The 25,822-nt window shown below is 55.8% G+C and carries 21 protein-coding genes and 1 riboswitch; of the genes, 12 read left to right on the top strand and 9 right to left on the bottom strand.

Annotated elements, in window-relative coordinates; all coding sequences use genetic code 11:
• Positions 1 to 116 precede the first annotated feature (116 nt).
• Both sstT and LNA76_RS02120 read left to right on the top strand, forming a co-directional pair.
• The gene (sstT, locus tag LNA76_RS02125) at positions 117 to 1,343 is read left to right on the top strand and encodes a serine/threonine transporter SstT (protein ID WP_230017781.1); all 1,227 of its coding nucleotides are present in this window, start codon (positions 117 to 119) and stop codon (positions 1,341 to 1,343) included.
• A gap of 157 nt (positions 1,344 to 1,500) precedes the next feature.
• A complete protein-coding gene (locus LNA76_RS02120; RefSeq protein WP_125276598.1) occupies positions 1,501 to 2,133 on the top strand; it encodes a LysE family translocator in 633 nt (210 codons plus the stop codon).
• 3 nt (positions 2,134 to 2,136) lie between these two features.
• On the opposite strand, the gene LNA76_RS02115 is transcribed toward LNA76_RS02120, so the two are convergent.
• Complete coding sequence (locus LNA76_RS02115) at positions 2,137 to 2,331, bottom strand: hypothetical protein (RefSeq protein ID WP_094197191.1); 195 nt, start codon at positions 2,329 to 2,331, stop codon at positions 2,137 to 2,139.
• Positions 2,332 to 2,459: 128 nt separating this feature from the next.
• Between LNA76_RS02115 and LNA76_RS02110 the strand changes: the two genes are divergently transcribed.
• From LNA76_RS02110 to LNA76_RS02090, 5 genes are all read left to right on the top strand, one after another.
• Entirely contained in the window at positions 2,460 to 2,963 is a 504-nt protein-coding gene (locus LNA76_RS02110; protein ID WP_230017779.1) for a nucleoside 2-deoxyribosyltransferase, read from the top strand.
• A 208-nt stretch (positions 2,964 to 3,171) separates the two neighbouring features.
• Positions 3,172 to 4,008: a MurR/RpiR family transcriptional regulator gene (locus LNA76_RS02105; protein ID WP_230017777.1), complete on the top strand. Its 837-nt coding sequence runs from the start codon at positions 3,172 to 3,174 to the stop codon at positions 4,006 to 4,008.
• A gap of 390 nt (positions 4,009 to 4,398) precedes the next feature.
• Entirely contained in the window at positions 4,399 to 4,710 is a 312-nt protein-coding gene (locus tag LNA76_RS02100; RefSeq protein ID WP_094197194.1) for a DUF485 domain-containing protein, read from the top strand.
• Positions 4,707 to 6,371 (top strand): cation/acetate symporter ActP, encoded by a 1,665-nt coding sequence (gene actP / locus LNA76_RS02095; RefSeq protein WP_108727694.1) that lies wholly within the window; start codon positions 4,707 to 4,709, stop codon positions 6,369 to 6,371. The genes LNA76_RS02100 and actP overlap by 4 nt, the downstream gene beginning before the upstream one ends.
• Before the next feature lie 128 nt (positions 6,372 to 6,499).
• Positions 6,500 to 7,162, top strand: a complete 663-nt coding sequence (locus LNA76_RS02090) for a response regulator transcription factor (RefSeq protein ID WP_230017775.1) — start codon at positions 6,500 to 6,502, stop codon at positions 7,160 to 7,162.
• On the opposite strand, the gene LNA76_RS02085 is transcribed toward LNA76_RS02090, so the two are convergent.
• The gene (locus LNA76_RS02085) at positions 7,149 to 10,592 is read right to left on the bottom strand and encodes a hybrid sensor histidine kinase/response regulator (RefSeq protein ID WP_230017773.1); all 3,444 of its coding nucleotides are present in this window, start codon (positions 10,590 to 10,592) and stop codon (positions 7,149 to 7,151) included. The genes LNA76_RS02090 and LNA76_RS02085 overlap by 14 nt on opposite strands.
• Before the next feature lie 461 nt (positions 10,593 to 11,053).
• Between LNA76_RS02085 and LNA76_RS02080 the strand changes: the two genes are divergently transcribed.
• Positions 11,054 to 12,763: a sulfate adenylyltransferase gene (locus tag LNA76_RS02080; protein WP_094197198.1), complete on the top strand. Its 1,710-nt coding sequence runs from the start codon at positions 11,054 to 11,056 to the stop codon at positions 12,761 to 12,763.
• A 64-nt stretch (positions 12,764 to 12,827) separates the two neighbouring features.
• Here the strand turns inward: LNA76_RS02080 and LNA76_RS02075 are convergent, their stop codons facing one another.
• The gene (locus tag LNA76_RS02075) at positions 12,828 to 14,048 is read right to left on the bottom strand and encodes an MFS transporter (RefSeq protein ID WP_442778971.1); all 1,221 of its coding nucleotides are present in this window, start codon (positions 14,046 to 14,048) and stop codon (positions 12,828 to 12,830) included.
• The gene (locus tag LNA76_RS02070) at positions 14,045 to 15,235 is read right to left on the bottom strand and encodes a serine hydrolase domain-containing protein (RefSeq protein ID WP_230017771.1); all 1,191 of its coding nucleotides are present in this window, start codon (positions 15,233 to 15,235) and stop codon (positions 14,045 to 14,047) included. Before LNA76_RS02070 ends, LNA76_RS02075 begins: the two co-directional genes overlap by 4 nt.
• Before the next feature lie 120 nt (positions 15,236 to 15,355).
• Here LNA76_RS02070 and LNA76_RS02065 point away from each other — a divergent pair, with 120 nt between their 5' ends.
• A complete protein-coding gene (locus tag LNA76_RS02065) occupies positions 15,356 to 16,288 on the top strand; it encodes a LysR substrate-binding domain-containing protein (RefSeq protein WP_230017769.1) in 933 nt (310 codons plus the stop codon).
• A 281-nt stretch (positions 16,289 to 16,569) separates the two neighbouring features.
• Here LNA76_RS02065 and speE read toward each other — a convergent pair whose 3' ends face one another.
• The 3 genes from speE to LNA76_RS02050 all read right to left on the bottom strand — a co-directional run bounded on the left by speE (position 16,570) and on the right by LNA76_RS02050 (position 19,497).
• Positions 16,570 to 17,847: a polyamine aminopropyltransferase gene (gene speE, locus LNA76_RS02060; RefSeq protein WP_108727698.1), complete on the bottom strand. Its 1,278-nt coding sequence runs from the start codon at positions 17,845 to 17,847 to the stop codon at positions 16,570 to 16,572.
• A 174-nt stretch (positions 17,848 to 18,021) separates the two neighbouring features.
• Positions 18,022 to 19,056 (bottom strand): sensor histidine kinase, encoded by a 1,035-nt coding sequence (locus LNA76_RS02055; protein ID WP_230017767.1) that lies wholly within the window; start codon positions 19,054 to 19,056, stop codon positions 18,022 to 18,024.
• A gap of 273 nt (positions 19,057 to 19,329) precedes the next feature.
• The gene (locus tag LNA76_RS02050; protein WP_230017765.1) at positions 19,330 to 19,497 is read right to left on the bottom strand and encodes a hypothetical protein; all 168 of its coding nucleotides are present in this window, start codon (positions 19,495 to 19,497) and stop codon (positions 19,330 to 19,332) included.
• Between the two features lie 463 nt (positions 19,498 to 19,960).
• Between LNA76_RS02050 and LNA76_RS02045 the strand changes: the two genes are divergently transcribed.
• Positions 19,961 to 20,584 (top strand): helix-turn-helix domain-containing protein, encoded by a 624-nt coding sequence (locus LNA76_RS02045; protein WP_094197202.1) that lies wholly within the window; start codon positions 19,961 to 19,963, stop codon positions 20,582 to 20,584.
• A gap of 202 nt (positions 20,585 to 20,786) precedes the next feature.
• Positions 20,787 to 22,481: a methyl-accepting chemotaxis protein gene (locus LNA76_RS02040; protein ID WP_230017764.1), complete on the top strand. Its 1,695-nt coding sequence runs from the start codon at positions 20,787 to 20,789 to the stop codon at positions 22,479 to 22,481.
• 5 nt (positions 22,482 to 22,486) lie between these two features.
• Here the strand turns inward: LNA76_RS02040 and LNA76_RS02035 are convergent, their stop codons facing one another.
• Positions 22,487 to 23,062: a TMEM165/GDT1 family protein gene (locus tag LNA76_RS02035; RefSeq protein ID WP_121739168.1), complete on the bottom strand. Its 576-nt coding sequence runs from the start codon at positions 23,060 to 23,062 to the stop codon at positions 22,487 to 22,489.
• Positions 23,063 to 23,240, bottom strand: a riboswitch (yybP-ykoY riboswitch).
• Positions 23,241 to 23,330: 90 nt separating this feature from the next.
• Here LNA76_RS02035 and LNA76_RS02030 point away from each other — a divergent pair.
• Positions 23,331 to 24,902 (top strand): glycosyltransferase family 39 protein, encoded by a 1,572-nt coding sequence (locus tag LNA76_RS02030; RefSeq protein WP_125276584.1) that lies wholly within the window; start codon positions 23,331 to 23,333, stop codon positions 24,900 to 24,902.
• On the opposite strand, the gene LNA76_RS02025 is transcribed toward LNA76_RS02030, so the two are convergent.
• Complete coding sequence (locus tag LNA76_RS02025) at positions 24,899 to 25,807, bottom strand: LysR family transcriptional regulator (RefSeq protein ID WP_108727701.1); 909 nt, start codon at positions 25,805 to 25,807, stop codon at positions 24,899 to 24,901. The genes LNA76_RS02030 and LNA76_RS02025 overlap by 4 nt on opposite strands.
• Positions 25,808 to 25,822 lie beyond the last annotated feature (15 nt).

Here is a 25,822-nt window from a genome sequence, read left to right as displayed (position 1 = left end):
CTACAAAATGTATAGCGCCTGGTGCTAGAATAACCGTCTTCCGCGCTCTGGCTGAGTCCTCGCCAGGGCGTTTTTCACGTACGTCACACCTACCCTTTTGTCTGGAGTCGCTTTCCATGACCCATCCCGCCAGTCAAGCCAGAGGCCCGTTAGGCTTTATCCTGCACGGCAGTCTTGTTACTCAAATTGTGATCGGTTTGATCGCCGGTATTTTGTTGGGGCACTTTGCACCGGCAACTGCGCAGTCGATCGCCTTGCTGGGCCAATTGTTTGTCTCTGCCTTGAAGTCGGTAGCACCGATTCTGGTGTTTGTGCTGGTGATGTCCTCTATCGCCAATCAAAAAGCCCAGTCCTCCAGCCGCATGGGCCCTATTTTGCTCTTGTACGTGATGGGCACCTTTCTGGCCGCACTGGTTGCCGTGATCGCCAGTTTCGCCTTCCCCGTCAAACTCAAACTGGATCTGGCCGACACCACACTGAATCCGCCCAGCGATATCACCGAGGTGCTGCTGGATCTGTTGACCAATATTGTGGTGAACCCGATTGATGCCTTGCTTACCGCCAATTACATGGGCATTTTAGCGTGGGCCATTGCCTTGGGCCTGGCCTTGAAACATGGTTCACAAAGCTCTCGTGACCTGCTCACTGATATGGCCAACTCGGTCTCTTCCCTGGTACGACTGGTGATTCGCTTTGCGCCGTTGGGGATCTTTGGTTTAGTGGCTGTAACCGTTGCAGAGTCTGGCTTTGATGCCCTGCGCCAATACGGCCTGCTGCTGATCGTGCTGGTAGGCTGCATGTTGGCGGTGGCCCTGATCGTCAACCCCCTGATCGTATTTGCCAAGTTGCGTCGCAACCCCTACCCGCTGGTCTTTACCTGCCTGCGTGAAAGCGGCATCACGGCTTTCTTCACCCGCAGTTCTGCCGCCAACATCCCCGTGAACATGGCATTGTGCGAACGTCTGGGACTGAATAAAGACACGTACTCCGTTTCAATTCCATTGGGTGCCACCATCAATATGGCTGGCGCTGCTGTCACAATTACGGTGCTGACACTGGCCGCTGTACACACACTGAACATTCAGGCTGACTTGCCCACTGCCCTACTGCTCAGTCTGGTGGCCACAGTTGCCGCTTGCGGTGCTTCTGGCGTGGCCGGTGGCTCGTTGCTGCTAATTCCATTAGCATGCAATATGTTCGGCATTACCGACGATATCGCCATGCAAGTTGTGGGCGTCGGTTTTGTGATTGGGGTAGTGCAAGACTCAGTCGAAACGGCGTTGAACTCCTCGACGGATGTGCTGTTTACTGCCGCAGCCACACTTGAACCTGGCCGTGCCTGATTTGACACCTTGACGCACAAGGGGCCAGCCAGTCAGGCTGGCCTTTTTTGTATGTAATCCGAACCCGATTGCCTCAGCCCAGACACCAGTCACCGTACTTTGGGGTGTGGGCATCTGCCAGATGCTTGCGCAGTCAGGCGCTTATCAAGGAGTCTTCGTGGATGTAGCCAGTCTTTCTCTGTATATCGTTGCCGTCGCTGCTGTCACCGTCATTCCGGGACCAACGATGCTGCTGGCCCTGAATAATGGCGCTCATGGGGGAAAACGAATCGCAGCCTGCGGTATTGCGGGTGCAGCGCTCTCGGACCTGATTCTGATCGCCGCCGTAGGCGGTGGACTGGGAGCACTGCTGCTTGCCTCTGAACAGCTCTTCTCGGTCGTAAAATGGATCGGTGCGGCCTACCTGCTGTACCTGGCCTATGGACTGTGGCACGCCCCTGTCCGAACCATCCAGACAGGAGCTCCCTTGAGCAATATCCAGTCAGGTCGCACCGCCTTCCTACGCTCCTTGCTGGTTGCTTTATCCAACCCTAAAGGATTACTGTTCTTCTCGGCTTTTCTGCCACAATTCATCCGCCCAGAAGAGGCCATTGCAGCCCAGTACATCACACTGGCACTGGTCACGGCCCTCATTGATATTGCCCTGATGACGGTATACGCCGTAGGCGGTCATCACGCCATGCGGCTGCTTTCTGGCCAGGCCATGCGTTGGTTAAACCGGGGCTGCGCAGGCATGCTGGCAGGTCTGGGGATTGCTTTGAGCTTGTATCGACGCAGCAACTCCAACTAAGGCTCACAACGCTTTGCAAGGCAACAAGGGACCTGAACTGGTCCCTTTTTCTTGTGTGGCAACCCGGCCTTGCCAGCTACGAAGCGGCCCATCACCATCCGTGACGCCGCAGCAACAGGCAAAACGACAAAGCACAAAACCGGACCAGATACCTGCACCCAGCACCATGTTCAGGCCGATGGGATCGTATATCATCATTCAGGTGGCCACCCCGAATGCCCTGCTACGGTTCAATATCGCCATATCCTCACGAACTCCGGTATACCAAGGCTTAGCGCCTGGACCGGCATAGTTTTCCACTTAGCCCGATGCAACAAGGAGTCAAGATGAAGCGTATCTATTTAGCGGGTCCTGACGTGTTTTTCAGCGATGCCGCCGAGCGTGCCACACTGCACAAGCAATTGGTACGAGACTTTGGCTTCCAACCCTTGCATCCCGTTGATCAGGAAGAAATCGAAGCCTCCTCCATCTATCATCACAATATCCGCCTGCTGGATCAGGCCGATGCAGTACTGGCCAATATCACGCCCTTTCGAGGTGCGGAAATTGATACTGGCACCGCCTTTGAAATTGGCTATGCCGTGGCTCAGGGTTTGCCTGTTTTCACCTACCGTTCTACCGCCAATACGGTTCTGGATACCGTGCGCGAACACTACAGCCCGGTCGTACTGGACCCGGCCACCCAGATATGGCGCGATCGTAATGGCGCACTTATTGAGGATTTTGGCCTGCCCTCGAACTTGATGGTGGCAATCAGCACGGAGTTTGTACATGGCACGTTTACCGATGCCTTGATCGCTGCGCAGGACTATTTCAAAGCCATCGGCTGATTCACACACAGAGAAAGTTCTGCTTAGCAATCAAGGACAAACTCTCAAACAGGCTTGAAATTAAACGAACCCCAGCGAAATTAAACGCCGCAGATTCTCTGGTAGGATGGGGCCTTGAGATCTTCAAACAATACCCACGAGCTGCATAATAAGCTCCCCGCATCACCCGCTTTTCTTGAATCAAAAAAACAGGGCTACGCCCAGTACCATGCCAGACACCAGCAACATCTCTTTTCTTGAGCGCGTACGCGCCATCCTTAGTGACCTCCCCGCTTCCGAGCGACGTCTGGCCCAATTCACACTGGATTTTTCGGGGGATCTGTCCAGCTACAACGCCTCGGAGCTGGCCAGCCTGGCCCAAGTGTCCAATGCCACGGTCACACGCCTGATCCGCCGCCTGGAATACGCCAACTACGAAGCGGCACGCAAACAGATTCGCTCGGAAAGAACAGATGATTCTTTCACCCCCGTCAACTCGCCTCTGTCTCCGGGTGAGACAACCTTGCACTCGCACCTGCAGGAAAGCTATAGCAAGCTGGGCAACACCTACCGGCATCTGTCCCAGTCGGCACTACTGGAAGCCAGCCAGGCTATCAGTCGTGCGCGGCAGGTTTGGCTGATAGGTTTGCAGGCAAACTACTTTCTGGCCGGGCATTTCCACTGGCATTTGTCCAAATTCATGCCGGGGGTCAGACTCATCCCCGGAGCAGGTCAGACAGTCTCCGAATACCTGACTGACATCCAGCACCAGGATGTGCTCATTATTTTTGATTTGCATCCACGCGCCAGCCCAATGCCGGAGCTGATCCAGCACCTGGAAGCACGCTGTGCGGACATCGTGCTGATCACCGACCAGGATTACAAACAGCGGCCCAAGACCCGCTGGTCCCTGCCCTGCCAGCCCGGACGTGAACAGTTGCCTGATAATTCGGTGGCCGTTGCCAGCCTGTCCCATCTTCTCCTGTCCGAAGTACTGAAAGCGCGTGGTGCCGACCGCCGCGATGAATCGGCACAAGAGCTTGCCGCCGCTGAAGCGCTGTTTTAAGCAAACAAAGCGCGTTCTTTTGAATCTCTGCGGCCGACTCAGAGCAGAATAGACAAATCTTGTACCTGCAAGGATCCTGCGTCATTTACTTCCCCTCGCCGATTGAAATATCGCATTCTTTTCGTCACACGATATAAGACCACCCTCCTCCAAAAAAAACCAGCATCGCTTGTCGATTACGGCGTAATGCCGTGCCGTCCTCTAGCCAAATCAAGGCTCCGAAACCAGAGCCTTCGCCCACCATCTACGACCAAAGTCGCCTATTGGGAAACGTTGATTCGTTCTATACATGCTGTACACAGAGCGCCCGCAAGCGCCAACTCCCTGTACACGCCGTGTTTAGAGAGCCTCGATGCCAAGAATCATCAAACCCCATAAGGAGACATAAGAATGAGTTCAGCCAATACTGTCGTGACGGCAGTCACCCAGCACCCTGCCTATCAAGAGCTGCTTAGAAAACGCAACCGCATGAGTCTGATCTTTTTCGGCTTGACCGTGATTGTGTACGCCGGTTTTATCCTGACCCTGGCCTTTGATCCCGAACTGTTCAGCCGCTCCGTTGGCTCCATGACCATGACCATCGGCGTACTGAGCGCTGTCATTGTGCTGCTGAGCGCCGTCGTGCTGGTGTCCGCCTTCGTCTACATTTCCAACAAGGTGTATGACCCCTTGCTGGCTCAAATCATGAAGGATGTGACATGAAGACATTCCTTCTGAGCCTGGGCCTGTTCAGTCTGGCCAGCGGCAATGCCATGGCGGCCTCGCCCGGCCAGGCCAATACCTCTGCCATTGTCATGTTCCTGATCTTTATTGCCGGGACTATGGGCATTACCTGGTGGGCGGCCCGCCGCACACGCACCACGTCAGACTTTTATACCGCCGGTGGCGGTTTGACCGGCTTTCAAAACGGCCTGGCCATTGCCGGGGACTATCTGTCCGCCGCCTCCTTCCTGGGGATTGCAGGCATGGTGTACGTCAGCGGTTTTGACGGCATGATTTACGCCATCGGTTTCATGTTCGGCTGGCCGGTTGTGATGTTTCTGATTGCCGAGCGCCTGCGCAATCTGGGCCGCTACAACTTTGCTGACGTGACCTCGTTTCGCCTGTCCCAGAACCCCATGCGGATTCTGGCGGCTAGCGCCTCGCTACTGATCATTGCCCTGTACCTGATCGCGCAAATGGTAGGCGCCGGCAAACTGATCGTGCTGTTGTTTGGTCTGGACTACAACGTGGCCGTTGTGATCGTAGGCTCGCTGATGATGATTTACGTCACCTTTGGCGGCATGACGGCCACCACCTGGGTACAAATCATCAAAGCTGTCCTGATGCTGTTCGGTGCGACGCTGATGACGATTCTGGTTCTGGCCGCTTTCTACTGGGATGTCGATGCCATGCTGGCCGCAGCCGTGGAAACGCACCCCACCGGGCACGCCATTCTTGAGCCCGGCGCTGCCGTCAGCAGCAACCCGCTGAACGTGCTGTCCCTGGGGATTGCGCTGGCCTTCGGTACCGCTGGCCTACCCCATATCCTGATGCGTTTCTTCACCGTGGCCGATGCCAAGGAAGCTCGCAAATCCGTGATCTACGCCAGCAGCTTTATTGGCTACTTCTACCTGCTGACCTTCATCATCGGTTTCGGTGCCATCGCCTTGCTGGTCAAGCACCCCGAGTACTTCCAGACTGGCCCGGATGGCTCTTTCAACATGCTGACCAATCTGATTGGTGGCACCAATATGGTGGCGGTTCATCTGGCCAATGCCGTAGGCGGCAACCTGTTGCTGGGCTTTCTGGCAGCGGTAACCTTCGCAACCATTGTGGCTGTGGTCGCAGGCTTGGCTCTGGCTGGTGCCGCAGCTATTTCGCATGACTTGTACGCCAACGTCATCGCCAAAGGACGCGCAACCGAAAAAGACCAGATGCGCATTTCGCGTATCTCCACGGTGGTGCTGGGTGTACTGGCGATTTTGCTGGGCATTATTTTTGAGAACCAGAACGTCGCCTTCATGGTGGGGCTGGCCTTTGCCATTGCCGCCAGTGCCAACTTCCCGGTTCTGGTGCTGTCGATTGCCTGGCGTGGCTGCACCACACGGGGCGCCACGATTGGCGGCTTCCTGGGCCTGGTCACCGCCACAGTGTGGGTGGTCTTGAGCAGCACGGTGTGGGTGGATGTATTCGGTTTTGCCGAGCCCATCACGCCTTTCCCTAACCCTGGCATCCTGTCCATCCCGCTGGCTTTCTTCTCGATCTGGCTGTTCTCGACCCTGGATAACAGCGCCCGCGCTACCCAGGAACGAGAAGCCTTCGAGGCTCTGACCGTACGCAGTCAAACCGGCATTGGTGCTGCCAGCGCCAGCGCTCACTAAGGCTTTTACGCTGATTTGATCAGCATGCAGGAACAGAAAACAGGGCATTTCGGTGCCCTGTTTTTACGGATGTGCAGCTCATCCTGACAAGCACTATGACAGAAACGTGAACATGGCATAATCCTCACATGAATGAACTGCTCATTGCTGACGATCACCCGCTGTTTCGTGAAGCATTACGAGGCGTCGTAGCCAGCCTGTTTCCCGGCACCACCATTTACGAAGCGGATCGCATCTCCAATTTATACCCCCTGGTCGACGACCATCCGGACGCCGATCTGCTCTTGCTGGATCTGGATATTCCAGGGGCAATTGGCTTTAGCGCCCTGGTTCATTTACGAGCGACCTATCCCTGCCTGCCCATCATTCTGGTTACCGCCCATGAACAGGCCCGCTTCATGCGCCGCGCCATGGATCACGGCGCCATGGGTTTCATCCCCAAATCTATTGACTCTCACACCCTGGGCGTGGCCTTGCAGGTAGTTCTGGACGGCGGCACCTGGCTGCCAGAAATCGGCTCTTGTGCCCCTGGCATCAGCCTGGACGAACGCGAAGTGGCCGCGAAATTGCGCGAACTGACCCCACAACAATTCCGCGTGCTGCAAATGCTCAGCACAGGCCAACTGAACAAGCAGATTGCCTACGAGCTTAACGTCTCGGAGGCCACCATCAAGGCTCACATGACGGCTATTTTGCGCAAATTGGGTGCCTCCAATCGTACCCAGGCCGTCTTGATGGCCAGTCACCTTGGCCTGAACCAGGATGAGCCCCAGGACGCTAATACGTTTTAATTTGGGCAGCCAAAAAAGCGCGCAACGAAGCGGGCTTGACCGGTTTGGTCAGCACCAGGTAACCATATTGCCGAGCTGCCGCTTTCAACTCATCGCTACCATCGGCCGTCAACAAAGCACCTTGCGCATGGGGCAAATGCAAGCGCAATAATTGCAGTGCCTGCAAGCCGTCCAATCGATCATGCAAGTGGTAATCCACCAGCAAGACCTCGGGATGCAAGTCGATTTTTTCCAAAGCACTATCAACCGTATTGGCGATAATAATTTGCGCTCCCCACCGACCCAACAGCACTTCCATACCCGCCATAATATCCAGATCATTATCCAGGCAAAGTACCCGCAAGCCCGTCAAGGGCAGGCCGTCTGCAGGCTTGCTGGACTCGTTATTTGGATAGCTGCCTGGCTCGGTAGCCTGGCTCAAGGGAACACGGATGGAAAACATGCTGCCGCGCCCCACTTGGGATCGCACATCCAGCGTGTGTCCCAACAGGACGGCAATACGTTGGCAGATAGACAAGCCCAACCCAAGGCCACGACCATCCCAATCGAAGGCTTGCTCATAGCGATGAAACTCTGCATAAATCTGCTGAATATGATGAGACGGAATGCCCTGTCCTGAATCCCAAACCTGAAACTCCAGTTCCTTACCCCGAACCCGCACACCAAACACCACCCTCCCCTCCTGCGTATATCGCAAGGCATTGGCCAGGAAATTTTGCAGCACCCGACGCAGCAAGCGATGGTCGCTATACACCTGCAAAGGTCGTGCATGAACCCGCAGTTGGATCCCACGCCGTGCCGCCATGGCCGCATATTGATCCGCCAAATGCTGCAGCAAGTGCTGAACATCGATCACGCCCAAATCCGGCTTCAAGGCCCCAGCATCCAGACGGGAAATATCCAGCAGACCCTCCAGCAATTCTTCTGCCGTACGCAAAGAAGTGTCGACCCGCTCGGCCAGATTAGGCATCTCTGCAAGGTCGTGAGTATCGCGCAATGCCGAGGCAAACAGACGCGCCGCATTAATCGGTTGCAGCACATCATGGCTGACCGCCGTCAGGAAACGGGTACGGGACTCCTGGGCTTTTTCCGCCTCTTGTGTACGCACCGCAACGCGCTGCTCCAGGCTATCATTCATTTCGCGCAATTCGCGCTCCACGCGCTTGTACTGCGTGATATCGCTATAGCTGGTGACGTAACCGCCCCCCGGCAAAGGTCGCCCCCGCAGCTCGATCACCTGCTTGTCATTCAACATGCGTTGAGTCACATAGGAAGAGCCTTCGCGCATGAACTGAATACGACGTTCTATGGCTTGTTCCACCCCTATGCTTTCCACGCCATCGACCTTGCCCCGCTCGGCATTAAAGCGAATCAGGTCCGCCACAGAGCGGCCCACATACAGCATGCTGGGTGGATAATCGAACAACTGCTGGTAGCGCTGATTCCAGGCAACCAGACGCATGTCCGCATCCACCACACTGACGCCCTGATCAATATTTTCCAGCGTAGCCAGCAAAATATCCCGATTGAAGCGCAGCTCCTGCCCCGCCTCGTCCAGCACGGCCATGATGGCGGCCACTTCCATGCCCGAACCACGCAAGGCACTGGTCAGCACCAAACGCGCAGACGCCGCTCCCACCGCTGCCGCCAATAGCAATTCGGTGAAATGCACCCAGGCACTATCAGCCCGCAGACCAGGTTCCAGCACTTGCTTGACCTGCCTGGCCTGCGTCTCAAAAGCACGACGCGCCATTTTTTTGCCGACAATCCGTTCCGCTAATGCCAGTAAATCGTGTACCGACAGATCCCCATAAGAATGCCGGGCCGCCAGCGTCTGTCGCTCTGCATAAGGATCCAGAAAAGGCTCGGCACGCAAACGTTCTCCCAAGCCCGGACGTCTGCGCCACGAAACCCACAAAAATGCGCTGATATTGCACAGCAAGGACCAGAAAGTGCCATGCGTCAGCGGGTCCCAACCCTCCAGCCCGAAGAGCTGATAAGGGCGCAACCAGGACAGCCCCAAGGGCCCCTGATGCAACCAGTCATCCGCCAGCAAACCAACCTCGGTCAGCGTTGGCAGGAGCAAGGTATAAACCCAGATGGCAAAGCCCAATAAAAGACCGGCCTCCACCCCTTGCCGACTGGCACCGCGCCAATACAAGCCACCGATCAAGCCCGGCCCAAACTGCGCGACCGCCACAAAAGCCATCAAGCCGTAGGCAGCCAAGGTCGTATCGCTGCCGCTGAGCATGTAATAGCCGTAAGCCACACCGGCCAGTGCCATGATGGCAACACGACGTATCCATAACACCGTGGAAGCGACTGTGCTTTGCTGGTATTGCGCCCAACCTCGGCGCAGCAACAAGGGCATCACCAAGTCATTACTGACCATGGTCGAGAGCGCTACGCTGGTCACAATCACCATGCCGGTTGCTGCCGAAAAACCGCCTATATAAACCATCAAGGCCAGGCCCACCTGGTTTTGCGACAAGGGCAAGGCCAGCACAAAGCTATCGGGTGCCACCCCCTCGCCCCCGACACCAAACAAGCTGACACCTGCCGCAGCAATGGGCACAACCATCACGCTGACCAGCACCAGATACGCGCCGAACAACCAGCGCGCCCGCCGTATATCCACCACATCCCCACATTCAACAATGGCCACATGGAATTGACGGGGCAAGCAAATAATGGCGGCAAAAGCCAGCAAGGTCTGCCCGACAAAACCCACGGGGGGACTGTTCTCGAACAAGGTGGTGACCGCTCCCACCATATTGAGTTCAGCCTCCCCAAACCAGCGAAACGCGAACACACCAACGGCAACCAACGCCACCAGTTTCACCACCGACTCAAACGCCACTGCCAGCATCAAGCCCGGTCGATGCTCAGTGGCATCCACTTGCCGTGTTCCAAACAGGATGGCAAACAAGGCCATCAAAACGGCAACATATAAGGCCGGATCACCTAATAGGCCCACATGAAATTCCGTCCCTGCCAGCACACTCAAACTCAAGGCGACCGCCTTGTATTGCAGGGCCAGATACGGAACGGCAGCCACCACAGCAATCCCCGCCACCATCGCCGCCAAACGCTGCGAACGCCCATAACGACTGGCCATGAAGTCCGCAATGGACACCGTATTCTGGGATTGAGCCACCAGCGCCAGGCGTTCAATAATCCGCCAGCCAAACAGCAGCATCAGCATGGGGCCTAAATAAATAGGCAAAAAACCAATGCCATAGCGCACGGCCGAGCCGACCGCACCATAAAAGGTCCAGGAAGAACAGTACACAGCCAAGGCCAGGCTGTAGACCGTGGGTCGCAGCCAAGGGCGCTGGGTATACAAAGGATTCCTGTCTCCGAACCAGGCAATGGCAAACAAGATGGCGGCGTAAATCAAGGAAGCCAACACGACCCAAGCTGGCGTCATCTGCACTGTCTCCTACTTTGGTATAACGCGATGATTTTTCTCGTGATTGTAAGTAATACTAGGACAGTTCCTGCGGGATCTGGCCATGAAAATCTAGGGCTTATCACCTATACCCAATTTGAATTTCAAGGCAGATCTTCTGGGGCAAGCAACCGCCGCAGCATCATGGGCCACGGTGAAGATCACCTCATCTGCTAAGCAGCCCGACACGGTGCCTGTATCCCTGTCGTCATGCCGTATCAAACGACCGCAGCAAAACGATGCGCAAGCGGTACTCAAGCCAGCGCTGCATCACCTGTTCGGACAAGGATTTTTCGTCCGACATCACAAGAAGAAATAGAGCGTTTGAAAGCAAAGAGCATCTGCTCCGGCCCAGAGCACATCTATCACCCAACACCAGAAAAACGCCCCGACAAACAACTATCTTTCATCATCACGCGGGGCACATTAAAGGAGGCAATATGAAGCACTCAACATTGAACTTTGACCGCTACCCCCAGCAGCCGCATGGTGGGACGCTGGTCAACCAGGTCGTCCCGGAAGATCGCGTCAAGGACGAGATCGAACGTGCGCGCTCCCTGCCCAGCATCCGCGTGGATCTGGAGGCGGTCATCACCATCGAGATGATTGCGACCGGGGTGCTCTCTCCCAACAAGGGCTTCATGAACGAGGCCGACTACAACTCCGTGCTCAAAGAGGGTCGTTTGAGTAATGGTGTGGTGTGGCCTGTGCCCTTGAGCTTTGCTCCCATTGGCGATCGCAACCGCGACATTATCAAAGACCTTTCGGTTGGCTCTGAAGTGGCGCTGACCAATAGCGACAACGAACCAGTTGCCATCCTTAGCATCGAGGACATCTTCTCCTACGACAAGGAGCAGCGCGCCCAGCAATTGTTTGGCACGACAGACAGAAACCACCCCGGTGTGGATTCCATTTACCGACGCATGGGCGATGTGTCCCTGGGCGGCACCTTGCACCTGCTGCAGCGTGTGGACTGGGGCCCATTCGAGAAACTGCGGCGCGAACCCAAGGACACCTGGCATCTGTTCTACGAAGAAAAGAAATTCAATTCCGTGGCGGGCTTTATCACCGGCGCAAACCCACTGCACCGGGGCCACGAGTACATTCACCGCAATGCGCTGGAGGGGATTGATGGCCTGTTCCTGCAGCCACTGGTAGAGATGGCCAAGCGTGAATACGTGCGCCATGAGTTCCGCATGATGGCCTACCGGAACGTGCTCGATACCTACTACCCCAAGGACCGCGCCATCCTCTCACCGCTGCGTGTCACCTATATTTTTGCGGGTCCGCGCGAAACCATTTTGCATGCCCTGATCATGAAGAACTACGGGTGTACTCACGCCCTGATTGGGCGGGATCACGCCGGGATTGGCAGCTACTACGACAAGTACGCCAGCCACAGCATTTTTGATCAGTTCAGCCCCAAGGAAATGGGCATTGATGTGCGCCTGTTCCACGAGGTGTTTTACTGCACGCGCTGCGCCTGCCACGCTACTTCCGAGACTTGCCCGCACGATGATCGCTTCAGGCTGACCATCTCCGGCACCGGCATTCGCGAGATGCTGCGTCACGGCATCATGCCGCCCAAGGAGATTTGCCGCCCCGAATCCATCCTGCCCGCCATGCAAGGCGTACAACCCAAAGGTCTTTGCGAGGAAGGCGAGGCGATTCAGCCCGTCAGCAAGGTGATCCAGAGCATGTTCCCCTACTACACCCAGTACACCCGCCTGGGCGGGGCCAAGCGCAGCGAACCGCTGGATCCATCTCAACTGACGGTGCGTGATCTAGAAATCGCCAGTCACGACGTCCGACACCATGCGGGGGATATTTATAACGGTGTCTACACCGAGTACAGCGCCGTGGTGGACCACAACCGCAGCATGCAAGCCGCCTGGATTGAAGATGCCCGTGCTGCCTTGCGCTTTCAGCAAGAGCGTCTGATCAGCGATCTGGAAGAAAAACAGCAGCAAGCACCGGAAGAGGCCTCGGACGAGTTCATGTATCAGGACAAGCAAGAGGTCGTGCGGGAACTGCATTCAGCCCGCAGCCTACTGGACGATATTCCGGCGGTGATCTCTGCCAAGCAATTGACCACACGTACCTGGAACGTCCTGCCCTACCAGCGCTATCGTGGGGCGGATAAGGAATAAGGCGGTATCTTGCTACACCGTCCTGCTTGGATTCAGATCGGGCAGGACGGCCCGTGGCAGATGCCTATCTCGATGATGGAAAACCATGTGAGCGAGCAACTCCAGTGACCACTAATGCCGCGACAAGCAGCACCAGCACACTCCACGGAAAGGCAGACACGCTGAAGGTTTCGAGCAAAATGCCGCCGACAATTCCGCCACCAGCAATAGCGATGTTCCAGACCGTCACCATCATGGACTGCGCTACGTCGGTGGCTTCCCCTGCCGTCTTGGCCAAAGCCGTTTGAAAGAGCGTCGCCGAACCACCAAAGGCTAGCCCCCAGACGGCGACAGACGCGTAGACAGCAGCCGGTACGTTGCCGACAAGGCCAAGTGCCAATGCGGCAAGCGCGAACAAGGTCGTGCTGATCAGTACCAGTTCACGCAAGCGGCGGTCGATCAACACACCCACAATCCAGATGCCCAGTAACGCAGCGACGCCAAAAACCAGCAGGACGAGATCGATCCGATCCGCGATGCCAACCGGGACGAGAAAGGGGGCTATGTAGGTGTAGAGGATGTTATGGGCCAGCACATAAACTAGCGTGACAAACAGAATCGGCCGAATGCCCGGTAAAGTAAAAACCGTCCTGAGTGCAAACCCCTTTCCGCGTGCTTGTCCTGGAAAGTCCGGCACCTTGGCAGTCACCCAGACCACGAGAATCACCGTCAGAATGCTCATAAGACCAAAAGTCACGCGCCAACCCCAAGCCGCACCCAGAAAAGTGCCGGCCGGAATGCCCAGGGAAAGTGCAATCGGCGTACCTGCCATGGCGATCGCGATGGCGCGGCCCTTCAGGTGCTCGGGCACCATGCGGGCCGCATAGCCGGCCACCAAGGCCCACAACAGTCCTGCAAATACACCAGCAAAGAAACGGGCGACAAGTGTGATGGTATAGCTGTCAGAAACAGCCGTCACCGCATTGACAACAGCGAAGCCGCTGATGGCGATCAGCAACAATGGCCGACGCCGCCAACTCTGCGTAACCGCCGTCAATGGAATCGCGGCAAGCAGTGAGCCAATCGCGTAAATAGTGACGAGTTGGCCAACCAAGGCCTCGGATACCGTCAGGCTTTGCGCCATCAGAGGCAACAAGCCGGCAGGCAGAGCTTCGGTCAGGATCGTGATGAAGGCTGCCATCGCCAAAGCCAGCAAGGCAGGCAGCGGCAGACGGTCCTGATTACTCACAGGGACCTGATTGCACTCCTGCAAGCAGGCCGAGCGGTTCATAGAGGTAGAACTCATCGTCCAGCCTCCAAGGCACCATAGACCGCATCACGCAAATCGGTGACGAAGCGGCCGGACATCCCCTCGTACAAGGTATTGGTGAAGGCAACCACAGCGAGCCTTTGCGCCCGATCGACGAACCATGAGTGACCGTAGGCTCCGCCCCATCGCCAGGTTCCATTGGACTCGGGCGACGCTGCCTGCGTCCGGTCGCGCAGGACCGAAAAGCCCAGTCCAAAGCCAAACCCCGGCATATCCGGCAGTTCATAGCCATTCGTCTGGTCCCGCCCCATTTCCGCGACCATGTCGCTGGGCAGCAGGCCGCCGCCTCCTTGGTGCAAGGCTTCCAGCAAACGCAAAAAGTCGCCTGCCGTACCCGCCATGCCCGCTCCACCGGAAGCAAATGCCTGCGGATCGAAGATGCGCGCAGGACTATAAGGGATACCCACCGCCCCCTCAAAAGGCGAGACCGTTTCGCCTTCTCGCAGTGGATGCGCTTGAGGCGTGCCATTCACATAGGGGGTCGCCACGCGTTGCACATCCCGCACGATAAAAGCGGTATCCACCATTCGCAGCGGTCCCGTCACAAGCTGGCTCACCGCCACATCCAAAGGCGCGCCATATACCTGCTCGATCAAGGCACCCAGCACGTCGATTGCCAAGGAGTAGCCCCAAGCTGTTCCTGGCTCGTACAGGAGCGGCACAGTGGCGATGCGACGCAGGTTCTCCTCCAGACTGATACCAGTGGCATCCATGCCGTCCGACACACCCGCCCGTGCATAAGGCCCCTGCGCATCGGCCTCAAGAAAGCGATAGCCCAATCCGGCCGTATGGCTGAGCAGTTGCCGAACCGTGATCTGCGTAGGACGACCGCCAGCTAACCTCGGCCGGAATTCAGGCAGCCACGGGTGAATACTGTCATCAAGCCCCATGCGTCCTTGCGCCACCAATACCAGTGCGGCGGTGGAGACAATGGGCTTGCTCACGGAGGCCAAGCGAAAGACCGTATCCACCGTCATCGCACGACGACTTTCATGGTCGGCCCAGCCGTAAGCCTGGTGATGGATCAGCTTGCCATCGCGGGCCACCAGCACGACCGCACCGACCAGGCGGCCTTGGTCCAGTGCCTGTTGAGCTATGGTCTGTACACGGGGGGAAAGATGCGCAGGCGGGGCGTCGGCGCATCGCGTAATTACGGAAGTCATTACAGGTAATTCCTTTCATCAGTGGACCCAAACGTCATGATAGAAAGCCTGAAATTAAAGAAAAAGTCAGGTAGAGTTCCGTTTTAAGCGGAACTTTATGTCCGTAATTGAGGGGTGGTGATGGACAGTCTCAACAGCTTCGTGGTGTTCGTCCAAGTGGCTGAAGTGCGCAGCTTCGTTGCAGCTGGTCGGCTGCTGGGCGTGTCGGCCTCTGCGGTTGGTAAGAGTGTGGCGCGGCTGGAGGAAAAGCTGGGTGTGCGCCTGTTCCACCGGAGCACTCGCAGTGTCTCGCTGACAGCCGAGGGCTCGCTGTTCCTGGAGCGCAGCCGCCGCATCCTTGCCGAAATCGAGGCGGCAGAACAGGAACTGTCGCAGGCGACGACTATGCCGCATGGCCGGTTGCGAGTCAGCCTGCCTTTAGTCAGCTCGCTGTTACTGCCCGTGCTCGGCGAGTTCATGCGCGAGTACCCGGAGATCGAGCTGGACCTGGATTTCAGCGACCGGCTCGTTGATGTGATCGAGGAAGGTTTCGACGCCGTAGTCAGAACGGGCAACCCAACTGACTCGCGCCTTTCCGCTCGTCGGCTTGGCTCTTTTCGTTCGATGTTGGTCGCCTCGCCCGACTATCTGGCGCGGCAAGGAATACCCAAAGTACCTGCTGATCTGCTGAATCACACCTGCCTGCACTACCGCTTTCCCAACAGCGGCAAGCTGGAGCCGTGGGCCTTGCACCGCGCGACCGATGAGTCCGAACTGACGCTACCAACTTCGATGATTTGCAACAACATCGAGACACGCGTGTGCTTTGCCGTGCAGGGTTTGGGCATCGCCTATCTGCCAGAATTCTCGATCAGCGAGCCTCTGGCAGATGGGCGGCTACAAACCGTTCTGGACGACTATGCAGAACGCACTGGCGTTTTCTACATCCTCTGGCCTGCCAGCAAACATCCTTCGCCCAAGGTCAGAGCCTTCGTCGATTTCCTGTGCGCCCGTGTGTTTCCGGCTGTTCTGGACACGTCTCAAACCCAAGCCCGCCGCGTGAGCGGCCAATAAATGCCCACCCTCAATCCGCTCCACTTCCCACGCCTGCACTGCTGCACACCGTTGCGATGCCCCACCCCTGCCCAGGGCGGACTTTTGACGCGCGCCTGAGCGTATATTGACCTTGTCTCAGCCATTGCTAAACCTGCTCTATAAAGCTTCGACTCAGTGCGACACATGGCGCACTGACAGCATCGCGGACAAAAAAAAACCCCTGATCTACTTGAGATCAGGGGCTCCATTTCTAGCAAAGTCAGCGGATCGCCAAGCTTTGGCCGTTTATCGCGGGCGGCCTAACAGACCTCTTCCAAATTGGCCTCGTTCACCGGCATCAGGCGGCGGTAGAAAGTAGGCAGAGCAAACAAGGCGCCATGAAGATCAGCGTTGTAGAACTGCAGAGAATCCTGATTCTCGCTGCTCATGCGCTGTTCCAGACGTTCCTGGATTTGCTCGGCGCAGAACGCACGCGGGTTCAACTCGTCGGAAGCAATCGCCAGCCCCCAGTAAGAACCGTACAGCGGAATATGCAGACCGTAACCATGCACCTGCGCAAACACGCTGGCCAGGGATGCGCTCAGGTTCTTGACCTGCTGGCTTTCGTGGAAAGGCGAACCCAGGTGCAAGACCAAAGCACCACCGCTTGCCAGCGCGCGTTTGCAGGACTCAAAGAACGCGGCGGTGTACAAAGGACCAGCCGGCGTTTCGGGGTCGGTCAGATCCAGGTAAATCAGATCAAACCGCTCCTGTGTATTGGCCAGAAATTTCGCGCCGTCTTCAATCTGAATCTGCACACGCGGGTTATCAAAGGCCCCCTTATGAATAGACTGCAAGTGCTCGCGAGCCACCTCGATCACTTCGCCATCCAGCTCAACCAAGGAGACTCGTTCCAGGCTGGGGTACTTCAACAGTTCTTCCAGGGCACCACCATCACCACCGCCCACAATCAAGGCGCGACGTGGATTGGGGTGTGCCATGGCGGCCGGGTGAATCAGACCCTCGTGGTAGAAGAACTCTTCGGCCTCGGAGGTCATCATGCAGCCGTCCAAGCGCAGGGTCGTACCCAGAGTTTCAGACCGCAACAACTCCAGACGCTGGAAAGCAGTCTGACGCTCCAGCAAACGCTCGGTAAAGCGAAAGCCGTACAAGGCATCCTGGTTCAGGTTTTCCGTCAGCAGTTCGCCTGCATGAGCCGGGCCATCGGCCTCGCCACGCCACAAGCGATTACGCTGGGCCTGGCCGGGCTTGAAAGCCTGTTCAATACCGTTAATCAGGCGGGTCGCCTTGCCAGAGTTGTCTTGCATGAAGTTGCAAACATACACGTCCAGCGTCACGCCGTCGCGCTCTGGCCAGGTATGAATGGCTAAATGAGACTCCGCCAGCAGCAGGACACCGGTGACACCACCGGGCTGCCCTTCAAACTCGGGAAATGCCTGCCACTCTTCACCAACAATCGTCAGCCCAGCATCGATCGTCTGCTGGCGGCAAAAATCAGCCAGTTTCTGGGCATCGATCAGCAGCTCCGGGCTGCATGCACATTGGTAAAGGTCTGCGGTCAAGTGCAAGCCTTGCATAATCGTGTGCTCCTTTAACGGATTTTGCGCTCCCTACCAACGAGATGACCGCAACATAAAAACTTCAAAGCGAGGTGCACCTGAAAAGGCGATCACCTCGCTTCATCGAAAAGAGGGCAAATTGTACCTTATATCAAACTTAAATATATGAAAATAACCCTATTTTAGGGAAGATTAAGGTATATACGACGCGGAAGGCAGCAAAACCAATTCCATGACCAAATGTGCGCCTGCCCCTGGGTGATCCTTGAAGTACACCCTGCCCCCGTGATGCTGGACAATCGAGCGCAAAATGGACAAACCCAGACCACTGCCTTGCACCTGTTGGCCGGGCAGGCGATAGAACTTGTCAAACACCTTATCTTTATAAAGAGGATCAATACCCGGGCCTTGATCCAGGACGTCGATACAGGCCCAACCCGTTTGGCCAGGCCGCAAACGCAAGGTCACCACCGTATCCGCAGCAGAGTACTTCAAGGCATTTTCCAAAGCATTGCGCAGCGCCACTAGCAAAGGAACCACATCCACTCTGGCCCACATGTTGTGCGAAGGTAAATCCAGACAAATGCGGTGGCGCTGTTCATTGAAAGAGCGCAGGCTCAGGCGCAACACCGCACGCAAATCTGACGTGCGCCACTCCCGGCTGCCAACCCCTTCATACTCGATGCGATTTAAACGCGTCAAATCGTCGAGCAGCACATCCACCCCTCGAACTTTTTCTCGTAACTTCATGTAAATTTTGCCAGCCCAGGCTGACGGGGTGGACTCTAACTGCAGCAATTCAATGTAGCCGCTGATGGCAGCCAGCGGAGAGCGTATTTCATGAGCGGCCACTGCAAAACAGTCTGCCCGGTCCCGTTCTTTTTGCATTTGTGCGCTGACATCACGAATCATCAATAAAGTGGCCGTAGCGGGAGCTGGCGCAGCATAGGAGTGAAACTCCAGCGCACGCCGGCGCTCACCTTCGCCATCCCGGTGCATACAATAAAAGGGATGATGGGCGCGGTAAATAGCCTGGCTAATTCCAGGCAGCAAATACGCTAAATCGGCCTGCAGTCCATTTTCGAGACGTTGAAAAAAATCCAGAAAATCATTTGTGTGATTGACTAACTCCGGAATACCCAACAAGTTGCGCATGGCCCGATTACAGCCCTGCAGCATCCCGCTGGAATCAAACATAGCAATCGCATCCGGCAAGGCATCGAGCATTTGCTCCGAACAATGCGATCTTTCATAAGTTAGCCTGGGCCATTTAGGAACACTCGCTTGATTAAACAAGCGTTGCCCCATTAAAAAACTGGTAAATAATGTGAGCAACAAGCCAATCCCCTATTTCTGCCCCAAAACAAGCACTGTGCCTGCCTCAGTGCGTTCTCAATCGCCATGCCGCCAAAGATCAGGCCCCGAAACTACGCCTGCTTTTTTTTGGGATGGGATTATCGACACGCCGATATCCTGCATCGGCCTGGGTGAAACAAACGATCAATTGCCTAATAACTTTATTTCATTACCAATAAGAAAAATGGCGGGAAAGGTATCATTAATTTTAAAAAGCCTGGCTCCAAAATGACGCGCCATAATGCTTAAAATCACAAACAGCCGTATCATAAGACGCACAACGCTGATTGTAGAAAACGAGGAGACTTGCATAAAATAGATTCCTATTTATTTCATAAAGGCAGGCTGGGATCAAGGTCAATACCAACAAAAAACACTAGGGTGCAAACACCCTGATTTCCTGGTTTGGCAGCCCCGTCACGATCCCGGACACCTATTTGTTGCGCTAGAGGACAAGTGTGTTCAAGGGCCTACACTGGAAGGTCCGGTAACACGACAGCACAAGGGATACGCGTAAAATCAGCAGGGCGAGTCCAGGTTCACAGGCCCGCCAGATTAAAGTGATTCCCTGAAGAAACATGAACATCTGAAAATCGGAGATATTAGAAGCATGTGTGTCAAATACTCTGCCTATCACTGGGCATGAACAGGCCACTTCCCATTGCCAGTATTAGTATTTCAGTACTTACTAATATCGTCTCTACACTCTGCACTGCTACATCGGGGCCCTTTCTTTCACTACCCCGGTCTGGCCTGCTTTCATTTTTTTGACTCCATGAACGACGCCGTTTACTCCACTCGGCAGGCTGCTGATTTACTAGGTGTGTCCGTACGCACCGTACAACTTTGGGTAGAAGCCGGGACCTTGAAGGCCTGGAAAACCCAAGGCGGCCACCGACGCATTGACCGCGACTCCGTGCAAACCATTTTGCAAGAGCGCCAAGGGCGAGGTAGTGCGCAACTACCCGATGCCCCCACCCCCTCAAGCCTGCCCGTTGGCAACGATGAACCTTGTCTGCGCGTGCTGGTCGTTGAAGACGATCTGGATCTGCTGGCTATTTACCGTATGGCCATGGAACATCTGCCCTTCCCGATTGAACTGCGTTGTGAGCAGGATGGGCTCAAAGGTCTGATTGCTGCAGGCAATTTCTACCCCGATGTCCTGATTGTGGACCTGAACTTGCCCAAGCTCGATGGCTTTGCCATGCTCAAAGCCCTGGCGGACGCCCCCGAAACCGGACATACCCAGATCTACGTCATTTCCGCTCTGAGTGCCACCGACATTCACGCACGCGGTGGCCTGCCCGGCAACGCCACAGCCCTGGCCAAGCCCATTCCTATCGCCTTGCTTTTGCAACTGCTCAGCGAAGCCTTCCACGCCCAGTACCTGCCCTCCTGAGCGCCTCTTTCCCCCTGTATCAGCACGGATCAATTTTTTCAGTTTCAACCCATTTGTGACAATGATTTTCATTTGATTATCAATTTTTTATTTTTAGACATAAAAAACGGATCAAATGATACTATTCACGAAAATTCACAACAAGAAATTGATCCGTTTATCGCGCGTCTTTTGCTGATACAAAAATATAAAGGGGAAGGTTATGCGCAAGAACCTACCAATTACCGGCATCGAAACCGAGCTGCTGGACGAACAATATCTCATCTCCAAAACTGACCTGGCCGGGCGCATCATCTATGCAAACCCGGCCTTTGTCGAGGTAAGCGGCTTTAGTAGGGCGGAGTTGATTGGCGAGCCACACAATATCGTGCGCCACCCCGATATGCCCTCCGAGGTTTTTGCAGATTTGTGGCATACCCTAAAGCAGGGGCGTTCGTGGGTTGGAGTCGTTAAAAACCGCCGTAAAGACGGCGGTTTTTATTGGGTTCTAGCCCATGCCAGCCCAATTATTGAACAAGGTGAACTAACCGGCTTTGCCTCGGTACGGGTACGGGCAAAACCTCAAGCTATTCAAGCCGCTGAACAGTTCTATCAGGAACTGCGCGAGGGCCGAAATCGTTCACGGGCCATACGCGCTGGCCATATTACGGTCCGCAGCTGGCAGCGTCCTTTTGCAGGACTACGCTTTTTATTTGGCCCCAGTTTACTGGCGGCTTTTCTGCGCAAAGGCATATTGAATCTGGGTATTACCGGCGGGATTATTGCCATGATTCTGAATACGGAAATGCCACAGCAAAGCATGACTCTGCTGGCCAGCTCCCTGGGCGTAGGCACGCTGATAATTTTGGGCTATCAAGCGATCTTGATGCGGCGTGTTTTGGGATCGTTTAAAACAGCCACGCACATCGCTCAACAAATTGCGGCGGGCAACCTGACAGTCAATACGCGTGGGCCTGCTGTCAAAAACCTGGAGACACTGGGTCAAAACCTGGACCTGATGCGCAAAAGCCTGATGAGCATCAGCACGGACGTGGACCAGAGCTGCAGAAACAATCAGCGGGTATCACGTAAGCTCTCTGACAATAGTGCCTTGCTGGAAGCTCGCACTCAAGAACAAGCATCCTCCATGCAAGAGACTACCGCCAGCATGAGCTCATTTGGACAAACCGTCTTGCAAACGGCAAACAATGCCAAGGCCAGCCATGAACTGGCCAGCCGCAGTGCTGATATTGCCAGTCGTGGCAATGAGGCGGTTCAGAAGGTCAGTTCGTCCATGCAACAGATTCTGGAAAGCTCGCAGCATATTGGCAATATCGTCTCGATGATCAACAACATCGCCTTTCAAACCAATATCCTGTCAATCAACGCGTCGATTGAATCAGCACGGGCTGGAGAAGCCGGTAAAGGTTTTGCGGTGGTCGCGTCTGCCGTGCGTTCGTTGGCCCAGCAAGCAGCCCAAGCGGCCGATGAAATCAAGCAACTGGTCACTCAAACCCAAACACTCAGTGCCGAAGGGGCGAATCATGCAGCGCATGCGGGCCAAACCATGCAGGAAATTCTGACGTCGGTCTCTGAAGTAGCGGGTTTGATGGGTGAAATTTCTACCGCTACCAGTGAACAAAGCATTGGTTTGAGCCAACTGACCCAAGCCCTGAAACAAGTGGATCAAATTACCACCGACAATGCCGCTCTGGTTCATGATTTGAGCGAAACCGCTCAAGAGTTGAATCAGAACGGTGCCCAGTTGCAAGAGGCGATCAGTGTCCTGAATCATGGAAAAAGCGCGCCTACCCACTCGCCTGTGCCTTTGACTCTGGCACCCATTGTGAATATGGATACCGCTCGTCGCAGGTCAACCCATCCGGGCCGACTACGGCAAGTGGTATCCAACCCCTAGCTATGCTAGAACCCCAGGCTTTGGGTGCCGCCCAACAGGGCCAGCACACCCAGCACAGCAAAGATACCGGCTGCAATCCGGTGGACCAACTGAATAGGCAAACGGCGGGCGATGCGCTCACCGAACAAAACGGCCGGAGCGTTGGCCAGCATCATGCCCAAAGTCGTACCTAGCACCACAAAACCGAATTCTTGATATTGAGCGGCTAAAGCGACCGTGGCGATTTGGGTTTTATCGCCCATTTCAGCCAGGAAAAAGGTGACCAGGGTGGTCCCGAACACACCAAAGCGAGTACGTGTGGTCTCGGCATCGTCGATCTTGTCGGGAATCAGAATCCAGATGGCCATGGCCAGAAAGGAAATACCCAGCACCCAACGCAGCACTTCAGGATCCAGCAATGCCGGAACCCAGGCACCAATGGCACCAGCCAGACCGTGATTGACTAAGGTTGCTATGAAAATAGCGAGAATAATGGGCCAAGGGCGTTTGTAGCGGGCTGCGAGAATAAAGGCGAGCAACTGGGTTTTGTCCCCAATTTCTGCTAGAGCAACCACACCCGTGGAGATAAACAACGCTTCCATAACAACTCCTGGCCGGATACGAGACGAATGACCACAAACCCTCCCGGCCAAACGCGAAGGTCTATGGTCAAAAGTCTTGCCAGGCTAAGTTGCTACCAGCGCCATGACCCTGTATAGGTCAAGTATGTTGACGCTGATCTTCGCTCATTCGAAGCGGCTACTCCCTAATGACGAAGCGCATCGTAGCCCAGATTAGTGCGCCTGTCCAATCGGTGATTTTCAACGCACTGGAAGTACACTTAATTATTTTTACGCTTTCGTCCTACGCATGATTGCCCAAACCCCAGCGTCTCCCCCATCCGACACCTACCAGCGCTATGTGCTGCTGTATCTGTTATTCATGGTTTTGTTGTGGTCCGTTTTGATGGCTATTAGCCACAAAGCGCCTGACCTGGACGGCATGGAAGAGCTGGTCTGGTCGGCCAGTTTTGAGCTGGGCTATCTGAAACATCCCCCCTTCCCCTCGTGGGTGATGGCCGCCTTGACCAGTATGCTCGGACGCCCGGCCTGGCTGACCTTTGCAGCAGGCATGACAGCCTCGGTGCTGGGACTATGGTTTATCTGGAAACTGGCCTGCGAGTTCCTGAATCCTGAGCGCGCCTTGATGGTCTTGCTGATCAGCTCTGTCTGTATTTACTTTTCCTTGCGCGGCACTATTTTTAATCACAACACGGCCCAGCTGTGGTCCGTAACCGCCGCGACCTGGTTTTTCTATCGTGCCAGCCGGGACCAGAAACCGGCAGACTGGTTGTGGCTGGGCGCAGTCGCGGCGCTGTCTACCGTCACCAAATACAGCGCCGTTATTCTGTTCACCGCCTTCTTTTTGTATTTCCTGCGCAGCGGCATGTGGCGTCAACGACAAACCTGGGTAGGCGTGGGTCTGGCCCTGCTTGCCTATGTACTGGTTTTGTCCCCCCACCTGTACTGGCTGGTAAAGCATGACTTCGCCCCCTTCCGATATATGGATGGCTCGCTGGAAACGCATACTCGTTGGCAGGCCTACAAAGAGCTACTAGCTTTTAGCCTGGACCAACTAGGGCGACTGAGCCCCATGATAGTGGCCATGATCGCGCTGGGTATCTGGAACCATCGGGACAAGAAAAAGCGGGCTCAGTCGGATACCGCCCTGCAAGACAAGCAGCGCTATGCCGATGCGATTTCCCGCAGCGATAAGCAGTTTGTGCTATGGGTGGGCCTGACCCCCATGATCAGCACAGTCTTGATTTCAGCCATTATGGGCACCCGTCTGGTGGCCTCTTGGGCCACGACGTTCTTTGTGCTGTATGGCTTTTTTGCCTTGTGGATCCTGCATGGCCAGGACAAGATTCAGTTGCGCCGTATCGCCATTATTGTGATCGTGCTGCAAATTCTGCTGGCATCGGGCTATGCCTTGGCCCGTGGTCCACTGGCCTGGTATACAGGCCGGGATTCTCGCTCCACCTTCCCCGGCCCCGAGGTGTCTGCCCAGATGCAGGCCATCTGGAAAGAGCACATGCCCGGCATCCCCCTAAAGGTCGTGGTAGCGGATACCTGGCTGGGTGGAAATATCGCTGTTCATGCAGGCCAGGACGTCATGGTCTTTATCGATGCCGATCCTGCCGCTTCGCCCTGGCTGAAACTGCCGCAGGATTTGCAATGCGGGGCCCTGATTGTTTACAGCATCCAGACCCGAGGCAAGCCGCCAAACTCCTTGCTTGAACTGTATGAACAAGCCCCCATCAAGGGGCTGGCCGAACAGCGCTGGTCCTCTGAACGCAGCCCCATGATTGATCTGAACTGGGCGATTTTGCCCGCGCAACGCAGTTGTCCCTTTACAGCCACTGCAGGCCACGACGGTTAAATCTGCGGGTGATGCACTGGCAGTTGCTCACCCAGGTAATCCAGAAAATGCCGCACCGCCGGGGCCATGCCTCGGCGGGAGGCAAATACGGCGTGAATGATCCCCGGCAAGGGGGCCCACTGCGGCAGGACCTGCACCAAACGTCCAGCTTTCAAGGCATCGCAGCACATATAGTCGGGCAAGATACCCACGCCTATGCCCTGCTCTACCCCCTCACGCAAGGTCAATAAATCCGAGGCCATATAGCGTGGCCTGTGCGTTACCGTCACGCTGGCTCCCTCGGGACCGTACAACTCCCATTCGTTTTGACCTTGCCGAGCCGACATGGCCACCGTGGGCAATTTAACCAAATCTGCCGGGCCTCGCACCGGATCAAACCGCGCCAGCAAGCTAGGCTGGGCGACCAGAATCGCTCCGGTTTCGCCCAGGCGTTTCACGATATAGCTGGCGCTATCGCTGAGGGTGCTGCGTACTCGCAAGGCCACATCAATTCCATCGGCCACCGGATCGACCACACGGTTGCTGACCTCCACCTCCAGCTCAACCTGGGGATAGCGGATCAGAAATTGGGCGAACACGGTCGACAAGACGGTATGTGCCAAGGTGACCGGACAACTGATACGCAAAAGACCACGCGGCTCTTGCTGCACTTGTGCAACAGCGGCATAAGCCGCTTCAGCCTCGTCGCGCATGGCCTGGCAATGACGCAGGAACACCTCCCCGGCCGGGGTCAGAGACAGGCTACGCGTGGTGCGTTGCAACAGGCGCACACCCACTTCGGCTTCAAGGCGGCTAAGACGCCGCGACACGCGCGATGGCGGCATACCCAGGTGCCGAGCGGCTGCGCTGAACCCGCCGCGCTGCACCACTTCGGTAAACAACACCATGTCATTTAAGTCATACATACAGGGATGCTTTCC

This window comes from Alcaligenes sp. MMA (assembly GCF_020907215.1).
GTDB lineage: Bacteria > Pseudomonadota > Gammaproteobacteria > Burkholderiales > Burkholderiaceae_B > Alcaligenes > Alcaligenes aquatilis.
This window is presented reverse-complemented; position numbering and strand designations above follow the sequence as displayed.